Consider the following 21,005-nt stretch of genomic DNA (forward strand, 5'->3'; position numbering starts at 1 on the left):
TAATCCGGGGGCACCCGAACGACACAATGTGAAAATGTGGCCCACTTCGTGTGGGGCCCCACCTATTCTCCCCTTCCGGTACCGGTCCGCTCCGGTGCCCGCCGTGCACGGCCCAGGGGGAGGAGAGCGCCATGCGGGTACTTCCGCCGGCGGCGCGCGTCCTCGTCGTGTGCGCGGTCCTCGTGGCGTCGGTGTGCGTGCTGCCGACCGCACTCCGCCCCGACACCCCCTGGCCGACCCTCTCGCTGCTCGCCGCGCTCTACCTCGGCTGCGAGTCGGTGCGGATCTGCCCGCGCCTCGCCGGCCGGGTGCCCGAGGGCATCGGCACCTTCTTCCCCGTCGTGCTCGCCGCCGTCTTCCTGCTCCCGCCCTCCGCGGCCGCGCTCGTGGCCGTGCCCGGCGCCCTGGCCGGCCCGGTGGTCCGGCGACCGGCGGGGGTCCGTCGCGTGTGGCACGCGGCGCAGCAGGCGACGGCCGCCTGGGCGGCGGGACGCACGTACGGGCTGCTCGGCGGTCCGGCGGCGCTCGACGGGCGGGGACCGGTCGCGAGCGGGATGCCCGGGCCGTCCGCCGGCGGCGCGCCGGGCGCCGATCCGATCGCCTGGGTCGCCGACTTCCCCTACCTCCTGCTTCCCGCTGCGGTCGCCGCCGTCGCCTTCTGCGTGGTCCTCACCCTCCTCGACGGGGCGATCCTCGTCGCCGCCGAGCGTCGGCCCCCGGCCACCGTCCGGGTCGGGCTGTCGGTCCGGTCCCTGGCCCCGCACTGCGTGCACGGGCTGGCCGGGCTGATGATGGCCGTCATGTGGCGCAGCCCGTACGGACTGCCCGCCGCCCTGCTGGTCCTGCTGCCGATGTACATCTCCTGCTGGGTCTTCGCCCAGTACCACCGCGAGCGCACCGCCCACCAGGCCACGATCCGCGCGCTGGTACAGGCCGTGGACATCAAGGACCGCTACACGCGCGGCCACAGCGAGCGGGTCGGCCAGGCCTCGGCGATGATCGCCCGCGAGCTGGGGATGGCGGACGACCGGATGGAAGCCGTCCGTATCGCCGGCATCCTGCACGACGTGGGCAAACTCGGCGTACCGACCCGACTCCTGCGCAAGGACGGGCCGTTGACCCCCGAGGAACGCAGGATCATCGAACTGCACCCCGAGTACGGGCACGAGATGGTCCGCGGCATCGGCTTCCTGGGGGAGGCCCGCGCGGCGATCCTCCACCACCACGAGCGGGTCGACGGGTCGGGGTATCCGTACGGGCTGCGCGGCGAGCAGATCCCGGTGTCGGCGCGCGTGGTGGCCGTGGCCGACTCCTTCGACGCGATGACGTCGACGCGCTCGTACAGCAGGGCGCGGCCGGTGCCGGTCGCGCTCGCCGAGCTGGAGCGGTGCGCGGGCACGCAGTTCGACCCGGCCATGGTGCGCGCCCTGGTCGGCGCCATCGGGCGCGAGGGCTGGCATCCGGTGGTCACCTCCGACGAAGACCTCCAGGTCATCGGCGACGGTCCGGGTGGCCCCGCCGGTCCCGGGGGCGCGGGCGGCCCCGCCGAGGGCGCGCTGCCCGGACTGCCGACCCAGGGCGGACCGTCGGCGGCGCCCGCGGAACCGGGCCCGCCGGGCGGCCGGTCCCGGGACGACGCCCCCGAACCCGGACGGGCCCCCGGCCGCCGGACGCCCCGGGTGCGCCCCGCCACCGGGACGGGAACCGGCCCGGGCCCCGGACCCCGAACCGGCCCCCGCCCCGGCCCCCGACCCGGAACCGGCCCGTGAGGGGGCCGACCGCCCCGGCGGTACGCGCCGCCGCCGCCCTGCTCACCCTCGTGGCCCTGGGCCACACCCTGTGGCACGGCCTCGCCGACACCGGCGTCGCCCTCGCCTTCGGCGGCCTCGTCGCCATCGGGGAACTCGCCCGCCGCGACCACAGGGACGCCGCCGGGAACCCCACCGCCGAGGACCGCCGGCCCGCACCCCTCGGCTCCGCCGGAGCCCTCGCGTACGCCCTGCTCGGCGAGAACGCCGGGCACCCCACCCACCACGGGGCCCTGCAGACGGTCGCCGTCGTGCTCGCCGCCGCCCTCGTCGGACTCGTGCCGCACGTGGCGCGGGGCCGCGGGCCCGCCCTCGACCACGTGGCCCGCCAGGTGCTCACGGTCGGCTTCGCCGCCGCCTGTTTCCAGCCGCTCCACCTTTCCGGCCGGCTGGAGGGAATGGTCGGCGGGGGCCCGTACCTCGTGGTCTTCCTGCTGCTCCTGCTCGGCCTGACGGCCTTGTGCGACGCCGTACTCGCCGCCGCGCTCGCCGCGTCCCGCACCGGGTGGCCGTACGGGCCCCTGCTGCGCGACGAGCTGCGCGCGCTCGCCGGCATCGGCTCGGCGATCTGCGCGACCGGCCTCGTCATGGCGCTGGCGGTGGCCGTGGCGGGGGTGTGGGCCCTGCCCGTCTTCAGCGTTCCGCTGCTGCTCACCCAGCTGTCCTTCCACCGGATCACCGCGATCCGCACCACCTACCGCGAGACCATCACCTCCCTCGCCCGGGCCACCGAGATCGCCGGGTACACCCGCCCGGGCCACTCCCTGCGGGTGGCGGCGCTGAGCTGCGCCGTCGGGCGGGAGCTGGGTCTGTCCGAGCGGGAGCTCACGGTGCTGGAGTACGCCGCCCTGATGCACGACATCGGGCAGCTGTCCCTCGTCGATCCGGTCCCGGCCGGGGCGACCGCCGGGCTGCCCGCCGCCGAGGCCCGCCGGATTGCCGGGCTGGGCGGGGAGGTGGCCCGGCAGACGGGGGTGCCCGCGGAGGTCGCGGTGGTCGTGGAGCGGCAGGCCGATCCGTACCGTGAGCAGCCGGTCGCCGCCCGGATCGTGCGCGCGGTGAACGCCTACGACGACCTGTGCGGCGGGAGCGGTCACCCGGGCGGCTCACTGGCCGCCCTGGAGCGTCTGCGGCTGGGCACCGGGCACGACTACCAGCCGGAGGTCGTGGAGTCCCTGGCGAGGGTTCTGGCCAGGGACGGACGTGCCCGAGTCGTTCCCGTCCCGCCTGGGTAACCCATGGGTAATGAGCGGCCGTCCGAGTGGGCATGGTTGGATGCGAGTGGGAGTGTCCGTGAGGGTGTCCGCAAGGCTGCACCGTTGGACCGGCAGGCGGGAATCGTGAGGATCTTCGGGAAGGTACGGCATCGGCCCTCCGCCTCGTGGCGGCAGGCCACCGACCGCGCGTTCACGCTGATCGGCGACGGGCGGTACGAGGACGCGGGCGCGCTGCTGACCAGAGCGGCCGACCTGGAGCCCTGGTTGTCCGAGTCCTGGTTCAACCTGGCCCTGCTGCACAAGTTCCGGCACGACTGGGAGCAGGCGCGGGCCGCGGGGCTGCGCGCGGTGGCCCTGTTGGACCGCGAGACGGGTGCCCCGGACTGGTGGAACGTCGGCATCGCCGCGACCGCGCTCCAGGACTGGCCGCTGGCCCGCCGGGCCTGGCAGGCGTACGGCCTGAAGGTCCCCGGGGACCCGCACGGCACGGGCGGGGCCGGCGAGCCCGTCGGCATGGAACTGGGCAGCGCCGCCGTGCGGCTCTCGCCCGAGGGCGAGGCCGAGGTCGTCTGGGGGCGGAGGCTCGATCCGGCCCGGATCGAGGTCCTCTCGATCCCGCTGCCGTCCTCCGGGCGGCGCTGGGGCGAGGTCGTCCTGCACGACGGGGTGCCGCACGGCGAGCGCATCACCGCCGCCGGCCCCTCCTATCCCGTCTTCGACGAGATCGAGCTGTGGGCGCCCTCGCCGGTGCCGACCTGGGTGGTGCTGCTGGAGGCGGCCACCGAGGCCGACCGCGACGCCCTGGAGCAGCTGGCCTCCGACGCGGGCTTCGCCGCCGAGGACTGGTCCTCGTCGGTGCGACTCCTGTGCCGGACGTGCTCCGAGAGCGCGATGCCGAGCGACGAGGGCGACGAGCAGCACCCGGACCCGCACGATCACAGCGAACCCGGCCATCCCGGCCCGCTGGGCCACCGCACGGCCGGCTCCGGCTCCCTGTGGGTCCCCGAGCGCGAGTGCGGCATCGCCGCGCCCGCCGGTCTGGTGCGCGGGCTCCTCGACGGCTGGGTGGCGGACAGCCCGGACAGTCGCGAGTGGCGGGATCTGGAGGAAGTCTGCTGAGTCGGGGCCGTAGGCTGTACGGGTCACATCGGTGACTCGGCGGACTTACGGAAGGCGTACGGCGGACATGGCGCAGCAGGAGAACCAGGTTGTCCCGGTCGACGAAGAGGGCTACGTCGTGGACACGGAGGACTGTGAGGCGCGCGAGCTCGCCTACCGTGAGCGCGGCACCTCCCGCCCCATCACGGTGGTCGGCAATCCGGTCCTGCACCGGGAATGCAAGGACGTCACCGAGTTCGGCGACGAACTGGCCCGGCTGATCGACGACATGTTCGCGAGCCAGAAGACCGCCGAGGGCGTGGGCCTGGCCGCGAACCAGATCGGTGTGGACGCCAAGGTCTTCGTCTACGACTGCCCGGACGACGACGGCAAGCGGCACACCGGTGTCGTGGTCAACCCGAAGCCGGTCGAGCTGCCGGCCGGCGCCCGGGTGCTGGACGACTCCAACGAGGGCTGCCTGTCGGTTCCGACGGCCTACGCCTCGCTGGCCCGCCCGGACTACGCCGAGGTCACCGGCCAGGACGAGCAGGGCAACCCGATCAAGGTCCGGGGCACCGGCTACTTCGCGCGCTGCCTCCAGCACGAGACGGACCACCTGTACGGGTACCTGTACATCGACCGGCTCTCGAAGCGCGACCGCAAGGACGCCCTGCGACAGATGGACGAGGGCACCCCGCGCTACGAGGTCGTCCCGAACGCCTGAGCCGCTCCGCCCGCGGGCCGCGGTGGCGCAGCGCGGACCCGCTGCCGAAACCGCAGGTCCGCGACGGCGTCGATCGTCTCGCCGGAGGGTTCCGGCAACTCCTGTGCGGACAGGGCGCGTTGGCGTCGTCCGGGAAACGCGGGAGCGCCCCCGCCCGGGACCCCCGTTGATCCGGGAGGTCCACCCCGTGGGCGGGGGCGCTGCCAGGTCGTGCCGCCGTGTGCGGAAGGGGACTTCCTAGAAGTCCTCGTCCAGGTCGACGGTGCCCTCGACCGCGACCTGGTAGGCCGACGGGCGGCGCTCGAAGAAGTTCGTCAGCTCCTGGACGCCCTGGAGCTCCATGAACGAGAACGGGTTCTGCGAGCCGTACACCGGCGGGAAGCCCAGGCGCACCAGACGCTGGTCCGCGACGCACTCCAGGTACTCGCGCATCGACTCGGTGTTCATGCCCGGCAGGCCGTCACCGCACAGGTCGCGGCCGAACTGCAGCTCCGCCTCGACGGCCTCCTTCAGCATGTCGGTGACCTGCTGCTGAAGGGCGTCGTCGAAGAGCTCCGGCTCCTCCTTGCGGACCGTGTCGACGACCTCGAACGCGAAGTTCATGTGCATGGTCTCGTCACGGAACACCCAGTTGGTGCCGGTGGCCAGACCGTGCAGCAGGCCGCGCGAACGGAACCAGTACACGTACGCGAAGGCGCCGTAGAAGAACAGGCCCTCGATGCACGCCGCGAAGCAGATCAGGTTCAGCAGGAAGCGGCGCCGGTCGGAGGCCGTCTCCAGCTGGTCGATCTTCTCGACCGAGTCCATCCACTTGAAGCAGAACTGCGCCTTCTCGCGGATCGAGGGGATCTCCTCGACCGCGTCGAACGCGGCCGCCCGGTCGTCCGGGTTGGGCAGGTAGGTGTCGAGCAGCGTCAGGTAGAACTGGACGTGCACGGCCTCCTCGAACAGCTGGCGCGACAGGTACAGGCGCGCCTCCGGGGAGTTGATGTGCTTGTACAGGGTCAGCACGAGGTTGTTCGAGACGATCGAGTCACCCGTCGCGAAGAACGCGACCAGGCGGCCGATCATGTGCTGCTCGGACGGGGTCAGCTTCGCGAGGTCCGCGACGTCCGAGTGGAGGTCGACCTCCTCGACCGTCCACGTGTTCTTGATCGCGTCGCGGTAGCGCTCGTAGAAGTCCGGGTAGCGCATCGGGCGGAGCGTGAGCTCGAAGCCCGGGTCCAGGAGGTTCTTGTTCTCGTTGGAGCTCATTACTGGCAGGCCTCGCAGGACTCGGGGTTCTCAAGGGAGCAGGCCAGCGCGTCGGCGTCGACGGCCTGCGGAAGCGGGGTGGCCGCCGCCGGGACGGCGGAGCCGGACGCCGCGCGGGCGATCTTCGTCGCCGGGCGCGAGCGCAGGTAGTACGTGGTCTTCAGGCCCTGCTTCCAGGCGTACGAGTACATCGAGGACAGCTTCCCGATGGTCGGCGTCTCCAGGAACAGGTTCAGCGACTGCGACTGGTCGAGGAACGGCGTACGGGCCGCCGCCATGTCGATCAGGCCGCGCTGCGGGATCTCCCACGCCGTGCGGTACAGCTCGCGCACCTCGGCCGGGATCCAACCGAAGCCCTGCACCGACCCGCTGGCCTCGCGCAGCGCCTCGCGGGACTGGGCGTCCCACACGCCGAGCCGCTTCAGCTCGGCCACCAGGTAGGCGTTCACCTGGAGGAACTCACCGCTGAGCGTCTCGCGCTTGAAGAGGTTGGAGACCTGGGGCTCGATGCACTCGTACACACCGGCGATCGACGCGATCGTCGCGGTCGGGGCGATGGCGAGGAGCAGCGAGTTGCGCATGCCGGAGGTCGCGACCCGGGCGCGCAGCGCCTCCCAGCGCTCCGGCCAGTTCAGCTCGGTGTCGTAGTGGTCCGGGTGCAGGACGCCGCGGGCGGTACGGGTCTGCTCCCAGGCGGGGAGCGGGCCGTTGCGCTCGGCGAGGTCGCAGGAGGCCTCGTACGCGGCCAGCATGATCCGCTCGGAGAGCTTCGTGGACAGCGCCCGCGCCTCGGGGGAGTCGAAGGGCAGCCGCAGCTGGAAGAAGACGTCCTGGAGGCCCATCGCGCCCAGACCCACCGGACGCCAGCGGGCGTTGGAACGGCCGGCCTGCTCGGTCGGGTAGAAGTTGATGTCCACCACGCGGTCGAGGAAGGTCACGGCGGTGCGGACGGTCGCGTCCAGCCGCTCCCAGTCGATGTCGCCGTCGACCACGAACGCGCCGAGGTTGACCGAACCGAGGTTGCAGACGGCCGTCTCGCCGTCGTTGGTGACCTCGATGATCTCGGTGCACAGGTTCGAGGAGTGGACGACGGTGCCCGGCTCCGCGGTCTGGTTCGCCGTGCGGTTGGAGGCGTCCTTGAACGTCATCCAGCCCTGGCCGGTCTGCGCGAGGGTGCGCATCATCCGGCCGTACAGCTCCCGGGCGGGCATGGTCTTGCGGGCCAGGCCGGCCGCCTCGGCCTTGCGGTAGGCGGCGTCGAAATCGTCGCCCCACAGGTCCACCAGCTCGGGGACCTCGGCCGGGGAGAACAGCGACCAGTCGGAGTCGGCGTTGACCCGGCGCATGAACTCGTCCGGCACCCAGTGGGCCAGGTTCAGGTTGTGCGTGCGGCGCTGGTCCTCGCCGGTGTTGTCGCGCAGCTCCAGGAACTCCTCGATGTCCGCGTGCCAGGTCTCCAGGTAGACGGCGGCGGCGCCCTTGCGCCGGCCGCCCTGGTTCACGGCCGCGACGGAGGCGTCGAGGGTCTTCAGGAACGGCACGATGCCGTTGGAGTGGCCGTTGGTGCCGCGGATCAGCGAACCGCGGGCGCGGATGCGGGAGTACGACAGGCCGATGCCGCCGGCGTGCTTCGACAGGCGGGCGACCTGGTGGTAGCGGTCGTAGATCGAGTCGAGCTCGTCCAGCGGGGAGTCCAGCAGGTAGCAGGAGGACATCTGCGGGTGCCGGGTGCCGGAGTTGAAGAGGGTGGGGGAGGACGGCAGGTAGTCGAGGCGGCTCATCAGCCGGTACAGCGAGGCCACTTCCTCGACGGCCTGGACCGTCTCGTTCTCCGCGAGACCACAGGCCACGCGCAGCATGAAGTACTGGGGGGTCTCGATGACCTGGCGGGTGATCGGGTGGCGCAGCAGGTAGCGGCTGTGCAGGGTGCGCAGGCCGAAGAACCCGAAGCGGTCGTCGGCGCCCTCGGCGAGCGCGTGCTCGACCAGCGCGTTCAGCCTGCTCGCGTGGGTCGCCACGAACTCGGCCGTGCGGTCGGCGATCAGGCCCTCGCGGTGGCCGACCTCGACGGAGGCGGAGAACGAGGTGGACCCCTGGCCCGCGGCCTCGTCGCGGACGGCGAGCGTCAGCAGGCGCGCGGCCAACCGGGAGTACGCGGGGTCCTCGGAGATCAGACCCGCGGCGGCCTCGGTGGCCAGCCCGCGCAGTTCGGCCTCGTCGGCGGCGGAGCTGCGACCGCGCAGGGCGGCGGCGGCGACGCGGCCGGGGTCGGTGTCGGGAAGGTCGGCCGTCAGCTCGGTCAGGGTGCGCAGCAGCGCGGCCCCGGGTCCCCCGGACGTGATCGCGGTCTCGATCGCGGACTCGGACGGAACGGACTCTGCGCGCGGTGCGGAGGGCGCGATGGTCACGGGGGGAGCTCTCCCTTGCTCGGCTCCGGGAACACCGACGGCGCGGGCGCGAGCGGGCGCATGCGGACCGCGCACGCTCCGGCCCGGACAGGGCGGGCGGTACGTGCACCGCATGGCGTCCACCGGCCCAACCGCGAGGCCCGGACGTGTCTGCACCCGGTTCGGTCGAGCCGGGCGCGCTGTCGACAGGTCCTCGGACTTGTAGTTGCACGAATGGGTGCACTTCACACCGTTGCGGGACAGTTCCGGATTCGCACCGGATTCCCCTGCGACGACAGCGAGCACGAGCATACATGTGGGGGCGGGTGGATGCGTGACCCCCCACATGTTGTGTCGGCGTGGTTACAGCTCCAGACGGTAGGTCAGGAGGGTGAGGCCCGGGATCGGGGCCCAGTCTCGTTCTGGTGTTCGGGTGAAGCCGAGGCGCTCGTAGATCCTGTGCGCCCCCGCCATCGACCTCTGGGTCGACAACACCAGGTGCGTCACACCCTCCAGGGCCCTCGCCCGGGCCATGCACGCCCGCACCAGGGCCTCGCCCGCGCCGCGTCCGCGCGCCTCGCCGGCGACGGCCAACATCCGGAACTCCGCCTCGCCCGGGCCGGCGATGTCGGCCAGCGGGCTCGTGTTCGAGGCGAACGTCACTCCGCCGAGGACCGTGCCGTCGTGGTCCGCGACGAGCACCTCCCCGGAGGCGGCCCGGCCGGCCACGTCGCGCAGCACGTTCAGGTACGCGGCGTCCTCGTTGAAGTCCAGCAGCCCGTCGTCCAGGTAGGCCTGCGCGGTGATGTCGCCGAGCTCTTCGAATTCGGCGACCGATGCCGCCCTGATCACGATGTCCATGCCGTCGAGTGTGTCGGACGGGCGGGCGAGGGGTCGCACGTGTCCACGGACGGGGAGGCGAAGGGGGCGCGCCCCCTTCGCGGACGGGCACGCGAAAGGGCCGCCGGGTTCCCGGGGGAACGCGGCGGCCCTTCGAGGGCCCCGGACGGGGTCAGCAGCAGCGGAAGCCCTCGCGCGGGTCGGCTTCGCGGGCGTCGGTGCGGGCCCGCTCGAAGGCGCGCCGGGTCATGACCTCGGCGTCGGCGTCGTGCGCGCGGGCGTGCGCGACGTACCGGTCGTACGCGGCCTCGCCCGAGAACTCGCGGACGTAGAACCGGGTCTTCGCCCACGCCCCGCGCACGGCCGTCAGGCCGCTCACGCGACCGGTTCCCGGGTCTTGCCGCCGCCGGAGTCGAGGCCCGCCGCGGCGAGTTCCGCCCGTTCCTCGGGGGTGGCGATCAGGCCGGCCGGGGCGACGATCCTCGACTCGGTCCACGGGGTCTCGGTGAGGGTGACCGTCTCCGGCTTGCGGACGGCCTTGACGCAGGTGCGGGCCGCGTCCAGCAGCACGATGATGATCAGGACCGCGAACAGCACCGACAGGACGCCGTCCACCGTGGCGTTGGTGACCACGGTGTGCATCTCGCCCATGTTCTTGGCGGGCTTGAGCACCTTCCCGGCCTCGATGCCGTCCTGGTACAGGTCCCGCTGCGCGAAGAACCCGATCTTCGGGTTGTCGGAGAAGATCTTCTGGTAGCTGGCGGTGAGGGTGACCGCCACGTCCCAGGCCAGGGGGACGCCCGTCACCCAGGCCCACTTCAGTCGGCCCGACTTGATCAACAGTGTGGTGCAGACGGCCAGGGCCACCGCCGCGAGGAGCTGGTTCGCGATGCCGAACAGCGGGAAGAGCTGGTTGATGCCGCCCAGCGGGTCGCTGACGCCGACCCACAGGAAGTAGCCCCAGCCACCGACGACGACCGCACTCGCGATCCACACGCCCGGCTTCCAGCTGACGTCCTTGAAGGACTTGTGCACGTTGCCGAGGGTGTCCTGGAGCATGAACCGGCCGACCCGGGTGCCCGCGTCGACGGTGGTCAGGATGAACAGCGCCTCGAACATGATGGCGAAGTGGTACCAGAAGGCCTTCATCCCGGCGCCGCCGATGACCGACGAGAAGATCTCCGACATTCCGAGTGCGAAGGTCGGCGCGCCGCCCGTCCGCGACAGCAGGCTGGTCTCCTCCACGTCCTTCGCCGCCTGGGCGAGGGCCTCCGGCGAGATGGCGAAGCCGAAGTTCGTCACCGCCTGCGAGGCGGTCTCGACGGTGGTGCCGACCACGCCGGCGGGGGAGTTGACCGCGAAGAACAGTCCGGGCTCGATGATGCACGCCGCGATCACCGCCATGACGGCGACGAAGGACTCGGTGAGCATCGCGCCGTAGCCGATGACCTGGACCTGGGTCTCCTTCTGGATCATCTTCGGGGTGGTGCCCGAGGAGACCAGGGAGTGGAAGCCCGACAGCGCGCCGCAGGCGATGGTGATGAACACGAAGGGGAACATGGAACCGGCGAAGACCGGTCCGTCGCCGCGTGAGGCGAACTCGGTCACCGCGGGCATCTTCAGCATCGGCATGGCGATGACCACGCCCACCGCGAGCAGCGCGATGGTACCGACCTTCATGAAGGTGGAGAGGTAGTCGCGGGGCGCGAGCAGCATCCACACCGGCAGCACCGACGCCACGAAGCCGTACGCGACCATCCAGATGACGAGGGTCTGCTTGTCGAGCGTGAAGAACTCGGCGAGCGAGGAGTCCGCGACCCAGCCGCCCGAGACGATGGCGAGCAGCAGCAGGGCGACGCCGATCAGGGAGACCTCGGTGACGCGCCCGGGGCGCAGCACGCGCAGGTAGAAGCCCATGAGCAGGGCGATGGGGATGGTCATGCCGATGGAGAAGACGCCCCAGGGGGAGTCCGCCAGGGCGTTGACGATGACCAGTGCCAGCACGGCGAGCAGGATGATCATGATGGCGAACACGGCGACCAGGGCGGCGGCTCCGCCCACCGGGCCGATCTCGTCACGGGCCATCTGTCCGAGCGAACGGCCGTTGCGCCGGGTCGAGAAGAAGAGCGTGACCATGTCCTGGACCGCCCCGGCGAAGATCACGCCCGCGACGATCCAGATCGTGCCCGGGAGGTAGCCCATCTGCGAGGCGAGCACCGGGCCGACCAGCGGGCCCGCGCCGGCGACGGCGGCGAAGTGGTGACCGAAGAGCACGCGACGGTCGGTGGGGTGGAAGTCGACACCGTTGTCGAGGCGTTCGGCCGGGGTCGCCCGGGTCTTGTCCACCTTCAGTACGCGGTTCGCGATGAAGCGCGCGTAGAAGCGGTAGCCGATCGCGTACGAGCCCAGGGCGGCGGCGAGCAGCCACGCGGCCGAGATCTCCTCGCCCCGGGAGAGGGCCAGTACGCCCCAGCCGATCGCGCCGATGAGACCGACGAGTACCCAGACGGCGATCGACTTCGGCGAGAGCCCCCCTGACGAGGCTCCCGCCGTGTCCCGTTGTGTACCTGTTGCTTCCGGTTCCGCCATGATCGTCGTCCCCTCGTTGATCACTGCTTGGGCGCAGGGAATCTACGGGGGCCTGACCGGTGAACGTAAGCCCCCGTCCGTATAGCGGTACGAGCGTCCACCGGGGGTCGATCAGGAGTCAACCGTTGATCAGAGGGCAGGTCGCTGAAGGCGGGCGACGAATTTATAACGGTCGCCGCGATACACCGAACGTACCCATTCGACCGGTTCGCCGTCGGCGTCCAGCGAGTGCCGGGAGAGCATCAGCATCGGCAGGCCGACGTCGGTGCCGAGCAGTCCGGCCTCGCGCGGGGTGGCCAGCGAGGTCTCGATGGTCTCCTCGGCCTCCGCGAGCCGTACGTCGTACACCTCGGCGAGGGCGGTGTAGAGGGAGGTGTACTTGGCCAGTGAACGGCGCAGCGCGGGGAAGCGCTTCGCCGACAGGTGGGTGGTCTCGATGGCCATCGGCTCACCGCTCGCCAGGCGCAGTCGCTCGATGCGCAGCACCCGCCCCCCGGTGGTGATCTTGAGCAGTCCGGCGAGCGTGTCGTCGGCCGTCACGTAGCCGATGTCGAGCAGCTGCGAGGTGGGCTCCAGCCCCTGGGCCCTCATGTCCTCGGTGTACGAGGAGAGTTGGAGGGGCTGGGACACCTTGGGCTTGGCCACGAAGGTGCCCTTGCCCTGGATGCGTTCCAGCCGGCCTTCGACGACGAGCTCCTGCAGGGCCTGGCGGACCGTGGTCCGCGAGGTGTCGAACTCGGCCGCCAGCGTGCGCTCCGGCGGCACCGGTGTGCCCGGGGGGAGCGTCTCGGTCATGTCGAGCAAGTGCCGCTTGAGTCGGTAGTACTTGGGCACCCGCGCCGTGCGAGTGGCCGCCCCGCCTTCCGGCTCCGTGGTCGCCCCTTCGGTGGCCATCGCCGCCCGCCTTCCCGACTCCAGTTTCGCTGCCGTCACCGGCTCCTCCATATGTGCGGTCACATCGTGACACGAGCGGGAGGACAGGCCTCCTCCCTCCCCCAGGTGTCGGTCCGATAACGGACCGATCACCCGCTCATTAGACCCTTGACACCCCTAAAGGTCTAGGCCAAGCTCCGGTTACTGGTCTAAACCAATATGGATCGGATCCCGGCCCCACGTGCAGTACTTCGCGTATGTCACCGCGGCGGGCAAGGGAAGTGCATGAAGGCATCCCTGAGGAGGGTGGCGTGAAGCGCAAGCTCATCGCGGCGGTTGGAGTCGCGGGCATGGTTATCGGCCTGGCGGCGTGCGGTGGCTCGGACGACAAGGGCGGCAACACTGCCGACAAGGCGTCCGGCGCCAAGGAGTTGACCGTCTGGCTGACGGTCGACGCCCAGAACAACTGGCCGGAGCTGGTGAAGGCGGCCGACGACGCGGTCGTCGCGAAGCACCCCGGTCTCACCGTCAAGCACGAGTACTACGGCTGGCCGGACAAGAACGCCAAGCTGGACGCCGTCCTCGCCACGGACAAGGCGCCCGACGTCGTCGAGATGGGCAACTCCGAGATGATCGGCTACATGTCGACCGGAGCCTTCTCCGAGGTGGACCCGTCGAAGTTCGACAACTCCTCCGCGTGGCTGGACGCCCTCAAGGAGTCCGTGACCTACGACGGCAAGACGTACGGCGTCCCGTACTACGCCGGTGGCCGCGTCGGCACCTGGCGCAAGGACCTGGCCGCCGAGGCCGGCGTCACCGCCGCCCCCAAGACCTGGGCCGAGTACACCGGCGCGCTGGACAAGATCCAGGCCGCCAAGGGCGACAAGTTCAGCGCCCTGTACCAGCCTTCGCCCGACTGGTACGCCGCGATGTCCTACGTCTACGACGCCGGCGGCGCCATCGCCAAGAAGGACGGCGACAAGTGGAAGGGCACCCTGTCCTCCCCCGAGTCGCTGAAGGGGCTCAAGCAGTACAAGGAGCTCCTCGACAAGTACATGCACGCGGACAAGACCAAGGACGAGTCCGACCGCCCGGTCGTCTTCGCCCAGGGCAACTCCGCCGCCATCTTCGCCGCCGCCTGGGAGGGCGCCACCGCGGCCGACCCGAAGAACGACAAGGTCGGCGGCCTGAAGGACAAGCTGGAGAACTTCGTCCAGCCCGGCCCGAACGGCAAGAACCTCCCGGTCTTCCTCGGCGGCTCCGACCTCGCGGTCCCGGCCAAGTCCAAGGCCAAGGACATCGCCTCCGAGTGGATCAACGCCTTCACCGGCGCGCAGGGCCAGAAGGGCCTGATCGCCAAGGGCAACCTGCCCAACAACAAGACGGACCTCGGCCCGCTGAAGTCCGCCCCGGCGACGCAGGTCGCGGCCACCGCCGCCGAGTCCTCCTGGTTCGTGCCGACCGCCCCGGGCTGGGGCCAGGTCGAGAAGGCCAAGCTCCTGCAGACCCTTCTCCAGGAGATCGGCACCGGCAAGAAGTCGGTCGAGGACGCGGCCAAGGCCGCCGACGCCGAGATCGACAAGGTCATCAACACCAAGTGACCTGTAGCCGGCAGGGCCCCGCCACATCGGCGGGGCCCTGCCGCCCGTCAAGAGAGGGACCCCCGAGGAGCGCGCGATGAGTGCCGCACAGACAACCACCGCCGACCTGCCGCCGGCGAAGCAGAACACCTCCGTTGGAGTCGGGACGGGACGTACGGGCAAGCCGGGGAAGCCGACCCGCAAGGGTTCCGGCGCGACCCCGTGGCTGCTGCTCGCCCCGTGCCTCCTGGTCATCGTCCTCGTCATGGGGTACCCGCTCTTCAGACTCGTGTCCCTCTCCTTCCAGAGCTTCGGCAAGTCCGAACTCTGGGGCTTCAAGGACGCCGAGTTCGTCGGGCTCGACAACTTCACGAAGATCCTCGGCGACGGGGTCTTCTGGACCGTCGTCCTGCGCACCGCCGTCTTCGCGGCCGGCGCCGTCGTCCTGACGATGGTCATCGGCATGCTGATCGCGCTGCTGCTCCAGAAGGTGTCCGGCTTCGTCAAGGCGCTCATCAGCATCGCCCTCGTGGCGAGCTGGGGCATGCCGATCATCGTTGCCACCGCCGTCTTCAAGTGGCTCTTCGACGCCGACTACGGCGTCCTCAACTACCTGATGAGCAAGCTGCCCGGCGTCGACATGATCGGGCACAACTGGTTCGCCAGCGGCCCCCAGGGCCTCGCGGTCATCATGCTCCTGGTGGTCTGGGGGGCGGTGCCCTTCGTCGTCATCACCCTCAGCGCGGGCCTCACCCAGGTGCCCAAGGAGCTGGAGGAGGCCGCGCGCCTCGACGGCGCCGGCGCGTGGGGCGTGTTCCGCCACGTCACCCTGCCCATCCTGAAGCCGATCATCGTGATGCTGACGACCCTCTCGGTCATCTGGGACATGGGCGTCTTCCCGCAGGTCTTCGTGATGCGCAACGGCAACCCCGAGGCCGAGTTCCAGCTGCTGACCACCTACTCCTACCAGCAGGCCTTCGTGGTCAACGACTACTCGGGCGGCTCCGCCATCGCCCTCGTGACCGTCCTGCTGCTGCTCGGAGTGGTCGCCGTCTACATGCGCCAGATGCTCAAGATCGGAGAGGTGGAGTGACCTCGACCACCACGACCCCGCCCGTCGCCCGCCGCAAGCAGAACAAGGCGAAGTCGAAGCTCGGCTGGAACCTCATCGGCCTCGTGGTCTTCGCCACCGTCGGCTTCCCGGTCTACTGGATGCTGAACACGGCCTTCAAGCCGGCCAAGGACGCGATCGACCCGAACCCCCACTTCTTCCCGCGCACCTTCACCCTGGACAACTTCCGGCGCGCGCTGGAGATCTCCGACTTCTGGGGTCCCGTCGGCCGAAGCATGATCGTCTCGCTCGTCGTCGTCTCCATCGGCATCGTCGTCGGCATGCTGGCCGCCCTGGCCATCTCCCGCTTCGCCTTCCGCGGCCGCAAGATCGTGATCGTCGGCATCCTCGCCGTCCAGATGATCCCGCTCGTCGCGATGATCATCCCGGTCTTCCTGCTCCTCAACGACCTCGGTCAGTACGACAAGCTCACCGGCCTGATCATCACGTACCTGACGTTCATCCTCCCCTTCACCGTGTGGACGCTGCGCGGCTTCATCGTCAACATCCCGAAGGAACTGGAGGAGGCCGCCCAGGTCGACGGCTGCACCCCGACCGGCGCCTTCCTGCGCGTGGTCTTCCCGCTGCTCGCCCCCGGCATGGTGGCCACCTCGGTCTACGGGTTCATCCAGGCGTGGAACGAGTACCTCTACGCACTGATGCTGATGAGCCAGCAGAACCAGACCGCCACCGTCTGGCTCGGCAACTTCACCACCAAGAACGGCACCGAGTTCGCACCCATGATGGCCGGCTCCACCATGATGGCGATCCCGATCGTCGTGCTCTTCCTCATCGTCCAGCGCAAGATGGCCGCGGGCCTCACCGCCGGCGCCGTGAAGGGATAACGGCCCATGACTGTTCTTGCGCACCACACCGACACCCTCACCCGGGACGCCCTCGCGGTGCTCCAGCCCGGCTTCGAGGGCACCACCGCCCCCTCCTGGCTGCTGCGCCGGGTCGGCGAGGGCCTCACCGCGGTCGGTCTCTTCGGCCGCAACATCACCTCGCCCGACCAGCTCTCCGCGCTGACCGCGCAACTGCGCGCCGAGCGCGACGACGTACTGGTCGCCATCGACGAGGAGGGCGGCGACGTCACCCGCCTGGAGGTCCGGGGCGGCTCGTCCTTCCCCGGCAACCTGGCCCTCGGCGCGGTGGACGACACCGGGCTGACCCGTGACGTCGCCCGGGAGCTGGGCCGCCGGCTGGCCGAGTGCGGGGTCAACCTCAACTGGGCGCCCTCCGCCGACGTCAACTCCAACCCGGACAACCCGGTCATCGGCGTGCGGTCCTTCGGCGCCGACACCGACCTCGCCGCCCGCCACACCGCCGCGTACGTCACCGGGCTCCAGGCCGCCGGAGTCGCCGCCTGCACCAAGCACTTCCCGGGCCACGGCGACACCAACGTCGACTCGCACCACGCGCTGCCCCGCATCGACGTGGACCTCGACACCCTGACGGCGCGTGAACTCGTACCGTTCAATGCCGCCATCGAGGCCGGCACGAAGGCCGTCATGAGCGCGCACATCCTGGTGCCCGCCCTCGACCCGACCCGCCCGGCCACGCTGAGCCCGCGCATCCTGACCGGGCTGCTGCGCAAGGAACTCGGCTACGAGGGCCTGATCGTCACCGACGGCATGGAGATGCACGCCATCGCCGGCACGTACGGCATCGAGCGCGGCTCGGTCCTGGCCATCGCCGCGGGCGCCGACGCGATCTGCGTGGGCGGTGGGCTCGCCGACGAGGCGACCGTGCTCGCCCTGCGCGACGCGCTGGTCGCCGCCGTCCGCGAGGGCACGCTGCCCGAGGAGCGGCTCGCCGACGCCGCCGCCCGGGTCCGCGCCCTCGCCGAGTGGACCCGGCGATCCCGGGCCGCCGTCACCGATGCGGGCGCGCGGGAGGGGAACGCGCCCGACATCGGCCTGACGGCGGCCCGCAGGGCGGTGGTCGTGAGCGGTGCGCCGACTCCCGTCACCGCCCCGTACGTCGCCACGCTCGCACCCGTCGCGAACATCGCGGTGGGCGACGAGACCCCGTGGGGCGTCGCGGCGGAACTGGCCGGGCTGCTCCCGGGCACCCGGTCGGGCGTGTACCCGCAGGGCGCCGGCGCCGCCGACGTCCTGGCGGCGGCGGGGGACCGCACCGTCGTCGCCGTCGTCCGGGACGCGCACCGGCACCCGTGGATGACCGACGCCCTGGACGCGCTGGTCGCGGCCCGCCCCGACACGGTGGTGGTCGAGATGGGCCTGCCGCGCGCCGAGCCACGCGGGGCGCTGTACATCGCGACGCACGGCGCCTCGCGGGTGTGCGGGCGGGCCGCCGCGGAGGTCATCGCGGGCGTCTAGGCCGACTCCTTCGGATCCGGCCGCCTCGCGGACCACGGAGCCGGGCACCCGTCACGGGGGTGCCCGGCTCCGTCGTGTCCGGCTCCGTCGTGTCCGGGGGCGGCCGGCGCGCCGGGTGCGCGGAAGGGCCGGGCCGCCCTGTCAGGGGCGGTCCCGGCCCTTCGTGGCCGTCGGCTACAGACCCTGCCAGGAGGGCTTGTCGGCGTACGTGTGGCGGAAGTAGTCCGCGAGCTTCAGCTTGGACGCGGCGGCCTCGTCCACGACGACCGTGGCGTGCCGGTGCAGCTGGAGCGCGGACGCGGGGACCAGCGCGGACAGCGGACCCTCGACCGTCTGCGCGACGGCCTCGGCCTTGCCCTCGCCGGTGGCCAGCAGGACCAGGTGGCGGGCGTCGAGGATGGTGCCGATGCCCTGGGTGATGACGTGGTGCGGGACCTGGTCCATGTCGTTGTCGAAGAAGCGCGCGTTGTCCACGCGGGTCCGCTCGGTCAGCGTCTTGATCCGGGTGCGGGAGGCGAGGCTGGAGCACGGCTCGTTGAAGCCGATGTGCCCGTCCGTGCCGATGCCGAGCAGCTGGAGGTCCACACCGCCGGCGGCGGCCAGCGCCTCGTCGTAGGCGACACAGGCCGCCTGGACGTCCTCGGCGGACCCGTCCGGCCCCATGAACGAGGACTCGGTGAGCCCGAGGGGCGCGACGACCTCGCGGAGCACGACCGCGCGGTAGGACTCGGGGTGGCCGGCCGGCAGGCCGACGTACTCGTCGAGCTGGCAGACGCGGGCCTTCGAGGCGTCGACCAGGCCGGCCCGGACCTTGGCCGCGAGGGCCTCGTAGACGGGCAGCGGGGTAGAGCCGGTCGCCACGCCGAGCAGGGCGTCGGGCTTGCGACGGACCAGGGCGGCCATGGCCTCCGCGATGAGCTCGCCGCCTGCCTTGGCGTCCGGGACGATGACAACTTCCACGCGGGGCCTGCCGATCTGGAGAGGTGGTGTGGTATAGACCAATCTAACAGAACGGACCCCTTCCCGGCGGGTCGCTCCCCTCATTTACATGGTGATCCCGCCCCCTTCCCGCGGCCTCCCGGCGACCGGTCCCACGCGAACACGGAGCGTGACGGTGCAGGGGTGGGGGCATGCGGGGGAGGCGGCTTCGCGGGTGTCGCGATCATCGCGTGAAGGGGTGGCCCGGGGAAAAGGGCGCGGAATTGCCCCGGCTCCCGCGAACGCGGCGGGGAAATGCGGGGAATGGGCTGACGCGGCCCTGAAATTCCTCTGGGCCACGGTGCAGGACGGGACCCTCGACCCGCCCGGCACCGTAGCCCGGAGTACTTACGGCCGGCGGGTGTGCGGTTCCCTCCGGCCGGTGGGAGGAGCCTGCGCGGTCAGGGCAGAGCGCGCGGGTTACCTCGATCCGTCCTCCTGTGCGGGGAGGGCGGAAGCGTAAGTCAATTGTGGACTAGACCATTCTGTTCTGTCCATCCAATGACGGGGGTATCCAACCCGTCACTTCCTCCAACAGTACGCGGACGGGGCCCCTCCTGGGTACTCCTGGGTAAGAGCCGTGGGGAAAGTCATGGCCATACCCGGGGTACGCTCGCCACGTGCCCTCCATGAACGACCTCGTACGCCAGCACACCGCTCTCGGTGAAACCGACCTGGAGTGGCTTCACCTGCTGGTTTCCGAGTGGCAGCTGCTCTCCGACCTCTCCTTCGCCGACCTCGTGCTGTGGGTGCCCACCCTCGACGGCACCCGCTACGTGTCGGTCGCGCAGATGCGCCCGAACACGGGGCCGACCTCCTATCAGGACGACATGGTCGGCCACCTGGTTCCGCGCGGCCGGCGTCCACTGCTCGACGCGGCGCTCGACGAGGGGCGGATCGTGCGCGAGGGCGACCCGGAGTGGCGCGAGGAGGTCCCGGTCCGCGTCGAGTCGATCCCCGTCCGCCGCGAGGGCCGGGTACTGGGAGTGATCGCCCGCAACACCAACCTGCTCACCGTGCGTACACCGAGCCGGCTGGAGCTGACCTACCTCCAGTCGGCCTCGGACCTGGCCCAGATGATCGCGGCGGGTTCCTTCCCGTACCCCGGCCAACAGGTGGACATGGACGCCTCCCCGCGCGTCGGGGACGGCCTGATCCGGCTCGACGCCGACGGGGTGGTCACCTACGCGTCCCCGAACGCGCTCTCCGCCTATCACCGGCTCGGTCTCGCCTCCGATCTGGTCGGCCAGCACCTGGGCAACGCCACCGCCGAACTCGCGCCCTCCCGGGGCCCGGTGGACGAGGCCCTGGTCAAACTCGCCAGCGGCTGGGCCCCCCGGGAGACCGAGGTCGAGGGGAACGGCGGCGTCATCCAGCTGCGGGCGATCCCGCTCAAGCCCAAGGGAACCCGGATCGGTTCCCTGGTGCTGTGCCGCGACGTGACGGAACTGCGTCGTCGCGAACGTGAATTGATCACCAAGGACGCGACCATCCGGGAGATCCACCACCGGGTGAAGAACAACCTCCAGACGGTGGCCGCGCTCTTGCGGCTCCAGGCCCGCCGGATGGATTCCCCGCAGGGTCGGGAGGCTCTGAACGAGGCGGTGCGCCGCGTCGGATCGATCGCGATCGTGCACGAGACGCTCTCTCAGAACCTGGACGAGCGGGTCGAGTTCGACGAGATCGCCGACAGGGTGATCGCGATGGTCGCCGAGATCTCGCCCGGCAAGGTGCGGTGCCGACGCACCGGCCGGTTCGGGATCCTCGACGCCGAGGTCGCGACCCCACTGTCGATGGTGCTGACCGAGATCCTGCAGAACGCCCTGGAACACGCCTTCACCCAGGGGGAGGGCGGCACCGTCGAGGTGTCCGCCGCGCGTTCCGGTTCCGGGCGGACCGACGCCCGACTGTTGATCACGGTGCTCGACGACGGGTGCGGCCTGCCCGAGGGCTTCGACCCGCAGCGGGCCGGCAACCTCGGGCTCCAGATCGTGCGCACCCTCGTGGAGGGCGAACTCGGCGGCACGTTCGACATGGTCCGGGTCGAACCGCGCGGCACCCGGGTCGTCCTCGACATACCGGCCAGCCCACAGAAGTAGCAGCGAGTAGCAGCCGGAACGTCACCCTGGGTGACCATTTCGGCCCTCGTCGCCTCCCGCACAGCACTGAGCCCCGGACCGAAGGTTCTCGGTCCGGGGCTCAAG

Annotated in this window: 16 protein-coding genes and 1 riboswitch; of the genes, 9 read left to right on the forward strand and 7 right to left on the reverse strand. The window is 71.0% G+C overall.

What is annotated here, in order from left to right:
• Positions 1-131 precede the first annotated feature (131 nt).
• The 4 genes from ACQEVM_RS06665 (at position 132) to def (ending at position 4,847) form a co-directional block, all read left to right on the forward strand.
• Complete coding sequence (locus tag ACQEVM_RS06665) at positions 132-1,769, forward strand: HD-GYP domain-containing protein (protein ID WP_433076013.1); 1,638 nt, start codon at positions 132-134, stop codon at positions 1,767-1,769.
• Positions 1,766-3,043: an HD-GYP domain-containing protein gene (locus ACQEVM_RS06670; protein WP_433076015.1), complete on the forward strand. Its 1,278-nt coding sequence runs from the start codon at positions 1,766-1,768 to the stop codon at positions 3,041-3,043. The genes ACQEVM_RS06665 and ACQEVM_RS06670 overlap by 4 nt, the downstream gene beginning before the upstream one ends.
• A gap of 105 nt (positions 3,044-3,148) precedes the next feature.
• A complete protein-coding gene (locus ACQEVM_RS06675) occupies positions 3,149-4,144 on the forward strand; it encodes a tetratricopeptide repeat protein (RefSeq protein WP_053676495.1) in 996 nt (331 codons plus the stop codon).
• A 67-nt stretch (positions 4,145-4,211) separates the two neighbouring features.
• On the forward strand, positions 4,212-4,847 hold the full coding sequence (def, locus tag ACQEVM_RS06680) for a peptide deformylase (RefSeq protein WP_433076017.1): 636 nt from the start codon (positions 4,212-4,214) through the stop codon (positions 4,845-4,847).
• Positions 4,848-5,084: 237 nt separating this feature from the next.
• On the opposite strand, the gene ACQEVM_RS06685 is transcribed toward def, so the two are convergent.
• The 6 genes from ACQEVM_RS06685 to ACQEVM_RS06710 form a co-directional block, all read right to left on the reverse strand.
• On the reverse strand, positions 5,085-6,101 hold the full coding sequence (locus ACQEVM_RS06685) for a ribonucleotide-diphosphate reductase subunit beta (RefSeq protein WP_433076019.1): 1,017 nt from the start codon (positions 6,099-6,101) through the stop codon (positions 5,085-5,087).
• Entirely contained in the window at positions 6,101-8,509 is a 2,409-nt protein-coding gene (locus ACQEVM_RS06690) for a ribonucleoside-diphosphate reductase subunit alpha (RefSeq protein ID WP_433076021.1), read from the reverse strand. Before ACQEVM_RS06690 ends, ACQEVM_RS06685 begins: the two co-directional genes overlap by 1 nt.
• Before the next feature lie 167 nt (positions 8,510-8,676).
• A riboswitch (cobalamin riboswitch) is annotated at positions 8,677-8,800 on the reverse strand.
• 51 nt (positions 8,801-8,851) lie between these two features.
• Positions 8,852-9,349 carry a GNAT family N-acetyltransferase gene (locus ACQEVM_RS06695; RefSeq protein WP_433076023.1) on the reverse strand — a complete coding sequence of 166 codons (498 nt, stop codon included), beginning with the start codon at positions 9,347-9,349 and terminating at the stop codon, positions 8,852-8,854.
• Between the two features lie 151 nt (positions 9,350-9,500).
• On the reverse strand, positions 9,501-9,698 hold the full coding sequence (locus ACQEVM_RS06700) for a YbdD/YjiX family protein (RefSeq protein WP_366147277.1): 198 nt from the start codon (positions 9,696-9,698) through the stop codon (positions 9,501-9,503).
• A gap of 5 nt (positions 9,699-9,703) precedes the next feature.
• Complete coding sequence (locus tag ACQEVM_RS06705; protein ID WP_433076025.1) at positions 9,704-11,917, reverse strand: carbon starvation CstA family protein; 2,214 nt, start codon at positions 11,915-11,917, stop codon at positions 9,704-9,706.
• A 129-nt stretch (positions 11,918-12,046) separates the two neighbouring features.
• Positions 12,047-12,811 (reverse strand): GntR family transcriptional regulator, encoded by a 765-nt coding sequence (locus ACQEVM_RS06710; RefSeq protein ID WP_053676497.1) that lies wholly within the window; start codon positions 12,809-12,811, stop codon positions 12,047-12,049.
• A gap of 290 nt (positions 12,812-13,101) precedes the next feature.
• On the opposite strand from ACQEVM_RS06710, the gene ACQEVM_RS06715 reads away from it, so the two are divergent.
• From ACQEVM_RS06715 to ACQEVM_RS06730, 4 genes are all read left to right on the forward strand, one after another.
• Positions 13,102-14,391, forward strand: a complete 1,290-nt coding sequence (locus ACQEVM_RS06715) for an extracellular solute-binding protein (RefSeq protein ID WP_266949780.1) — start codon at positions 13,102-13,104, stop codon at positions 14,389-14,391.
• Between the two features lie 76 nt (positions 14,392-14,467).
• Entirely contained in the window at positions 14,468-15,463 is a 996-nt protein-coding gene (locus ACQEVM_RS06720) for a carbohydrate ABC transporter permease (RefSeq protein WP_433076028.1), read from the forward strand.
• Positions 15,460-16,326, forward strand: coding sequence for a carbohydrate ABC transporter permease (locus ACQEVM_RS06725; RefSeq protein ID WP_433076030.1), 867 nt, complete (start codon positions 15,460-15,462; stop codon positions 16,324-16,326). Before ACQEVM_RS06720 ends, ACQEVM_RS06725 begins: the two co-directional genes overlap by 4 nt.
• Positions 16,327-16,332: 6 nt before the next feature.
• On the forward strand, positions 16,333-17,823 hold the full coding sequence (locus ACQEVM_RS06730) for a glycoside hydrolase family 3 protein (protein WP_433076032.1): 1,491 nt from the start codon (positions 16,333-16,335) through the stop codon (positions 17,821-17,823).
• A gap of 174 nt (positions 17,824-17,997) precedes the next feature.
• Here the strand turns inward: ACQEVM_RS06730 and nagB are convergent, their stop codons facing one another.
• Positions 17,998-18,783 carry a glucosamine-6-phosphate deaminase gene (gene nagB / locus ACQEVM_RS06735; protein WP_433076034.1) on the reverse strand — a complete coding sequence of 262 codons (786 nt, stop codon included), beginning with the start codon at positions 18,781-18,783 and terminating at the stop codon, positions 17,998-18,000.
• A gap of 647 nt (positions 18,784-19,430) precedes the next feature.
• Between nagB and ACQEVM_RS06740 the strand changes: the two genes are divergently transcribed.
• Positions 19,431-20,900: a sensor histidine kinase gene (locus ACQEVM_RS06740; protein ID WP_433079851.1), complete on the forward strand. Its 1,470-nt coding sequence runs from the start codon at positions 19,431-19,433 to the stop codon at positions 20,898-20,900.
• Positions 20,901-21,005: the final 105 nt, after the last annotated feature.

The organism is Streptomyces sp. CA-243310 (assembly GCF_050936775.1).
Classification (GTDB): domain Bacteria; phylum Actinomycetota; class Actinomycetes; order Streptomycetales; family Streptomycetaceae; genus Streptomyces.

Coding starts and splice junctions, on each gene's coding strand:
- ACQEVM_RS06740 (WP_433079851.1), top strand. CDS start 19,431: ATGAACGACCTCGTACGCCAGCACACCGCTCTCGGTGAAACCGACCTG.
- ACQEVM_RS06665 (WP_433076013.1), top strand. CDS start 132: ATGCGGGTACTTCCGCCGGCGGCGCGCGTCCTCGTCGTGTGCGCGGTC.
- ACQEVM_RS06705 (WP_433076025.1), bottom strand. CDS start 11,917: ATGGCGGAACCGGAAGCAACAGGTACACAACGGGACACGGCGGGAGCC.
- ACQEVM_RS06730 (WP_433076032.1), top strand. CDS start 16,333: ATGACTGTTCTTGCGCACCACACCGACACCCTCACCCGGGACGCCCTC.
- ACQEVM_RS06695 (WP_433076023.1), bottom strand. CDS start 9,349: ATGGACATCGTGATCAGGGCGGCATCGGTCGCCGAATTCGAAGAGCTC.
- ACQEVM_RS06710 (WP_053676497.1), bottom strand. CDS start 12,811: ATGGCCACCGAAGGGGCGACCACGGAGCCGGAAGGCGGGGCGGCCACT.
- def (WP_433076017.1), top strand. CDS start 4,212: ATGGCGCAGCAGGAGAACCAGGTTGTCCCGGTCGACGAAGAGGGCTAC.
- ACQEVM_RS06685 (WP_433076019.1), bottom strand. CDS start 6,101: ATGAGCTCCAACGAGAACAAGAACCTCCTGGACCCGGGCTTCGAGCTC.
- ACQEVM_RS06720 (WP_433076028.1), top strand. CDS start 14,468: ATGAGTGCCGCACAGACAACCACCGCCGACCTGCCGCCGGCGAAGCAG.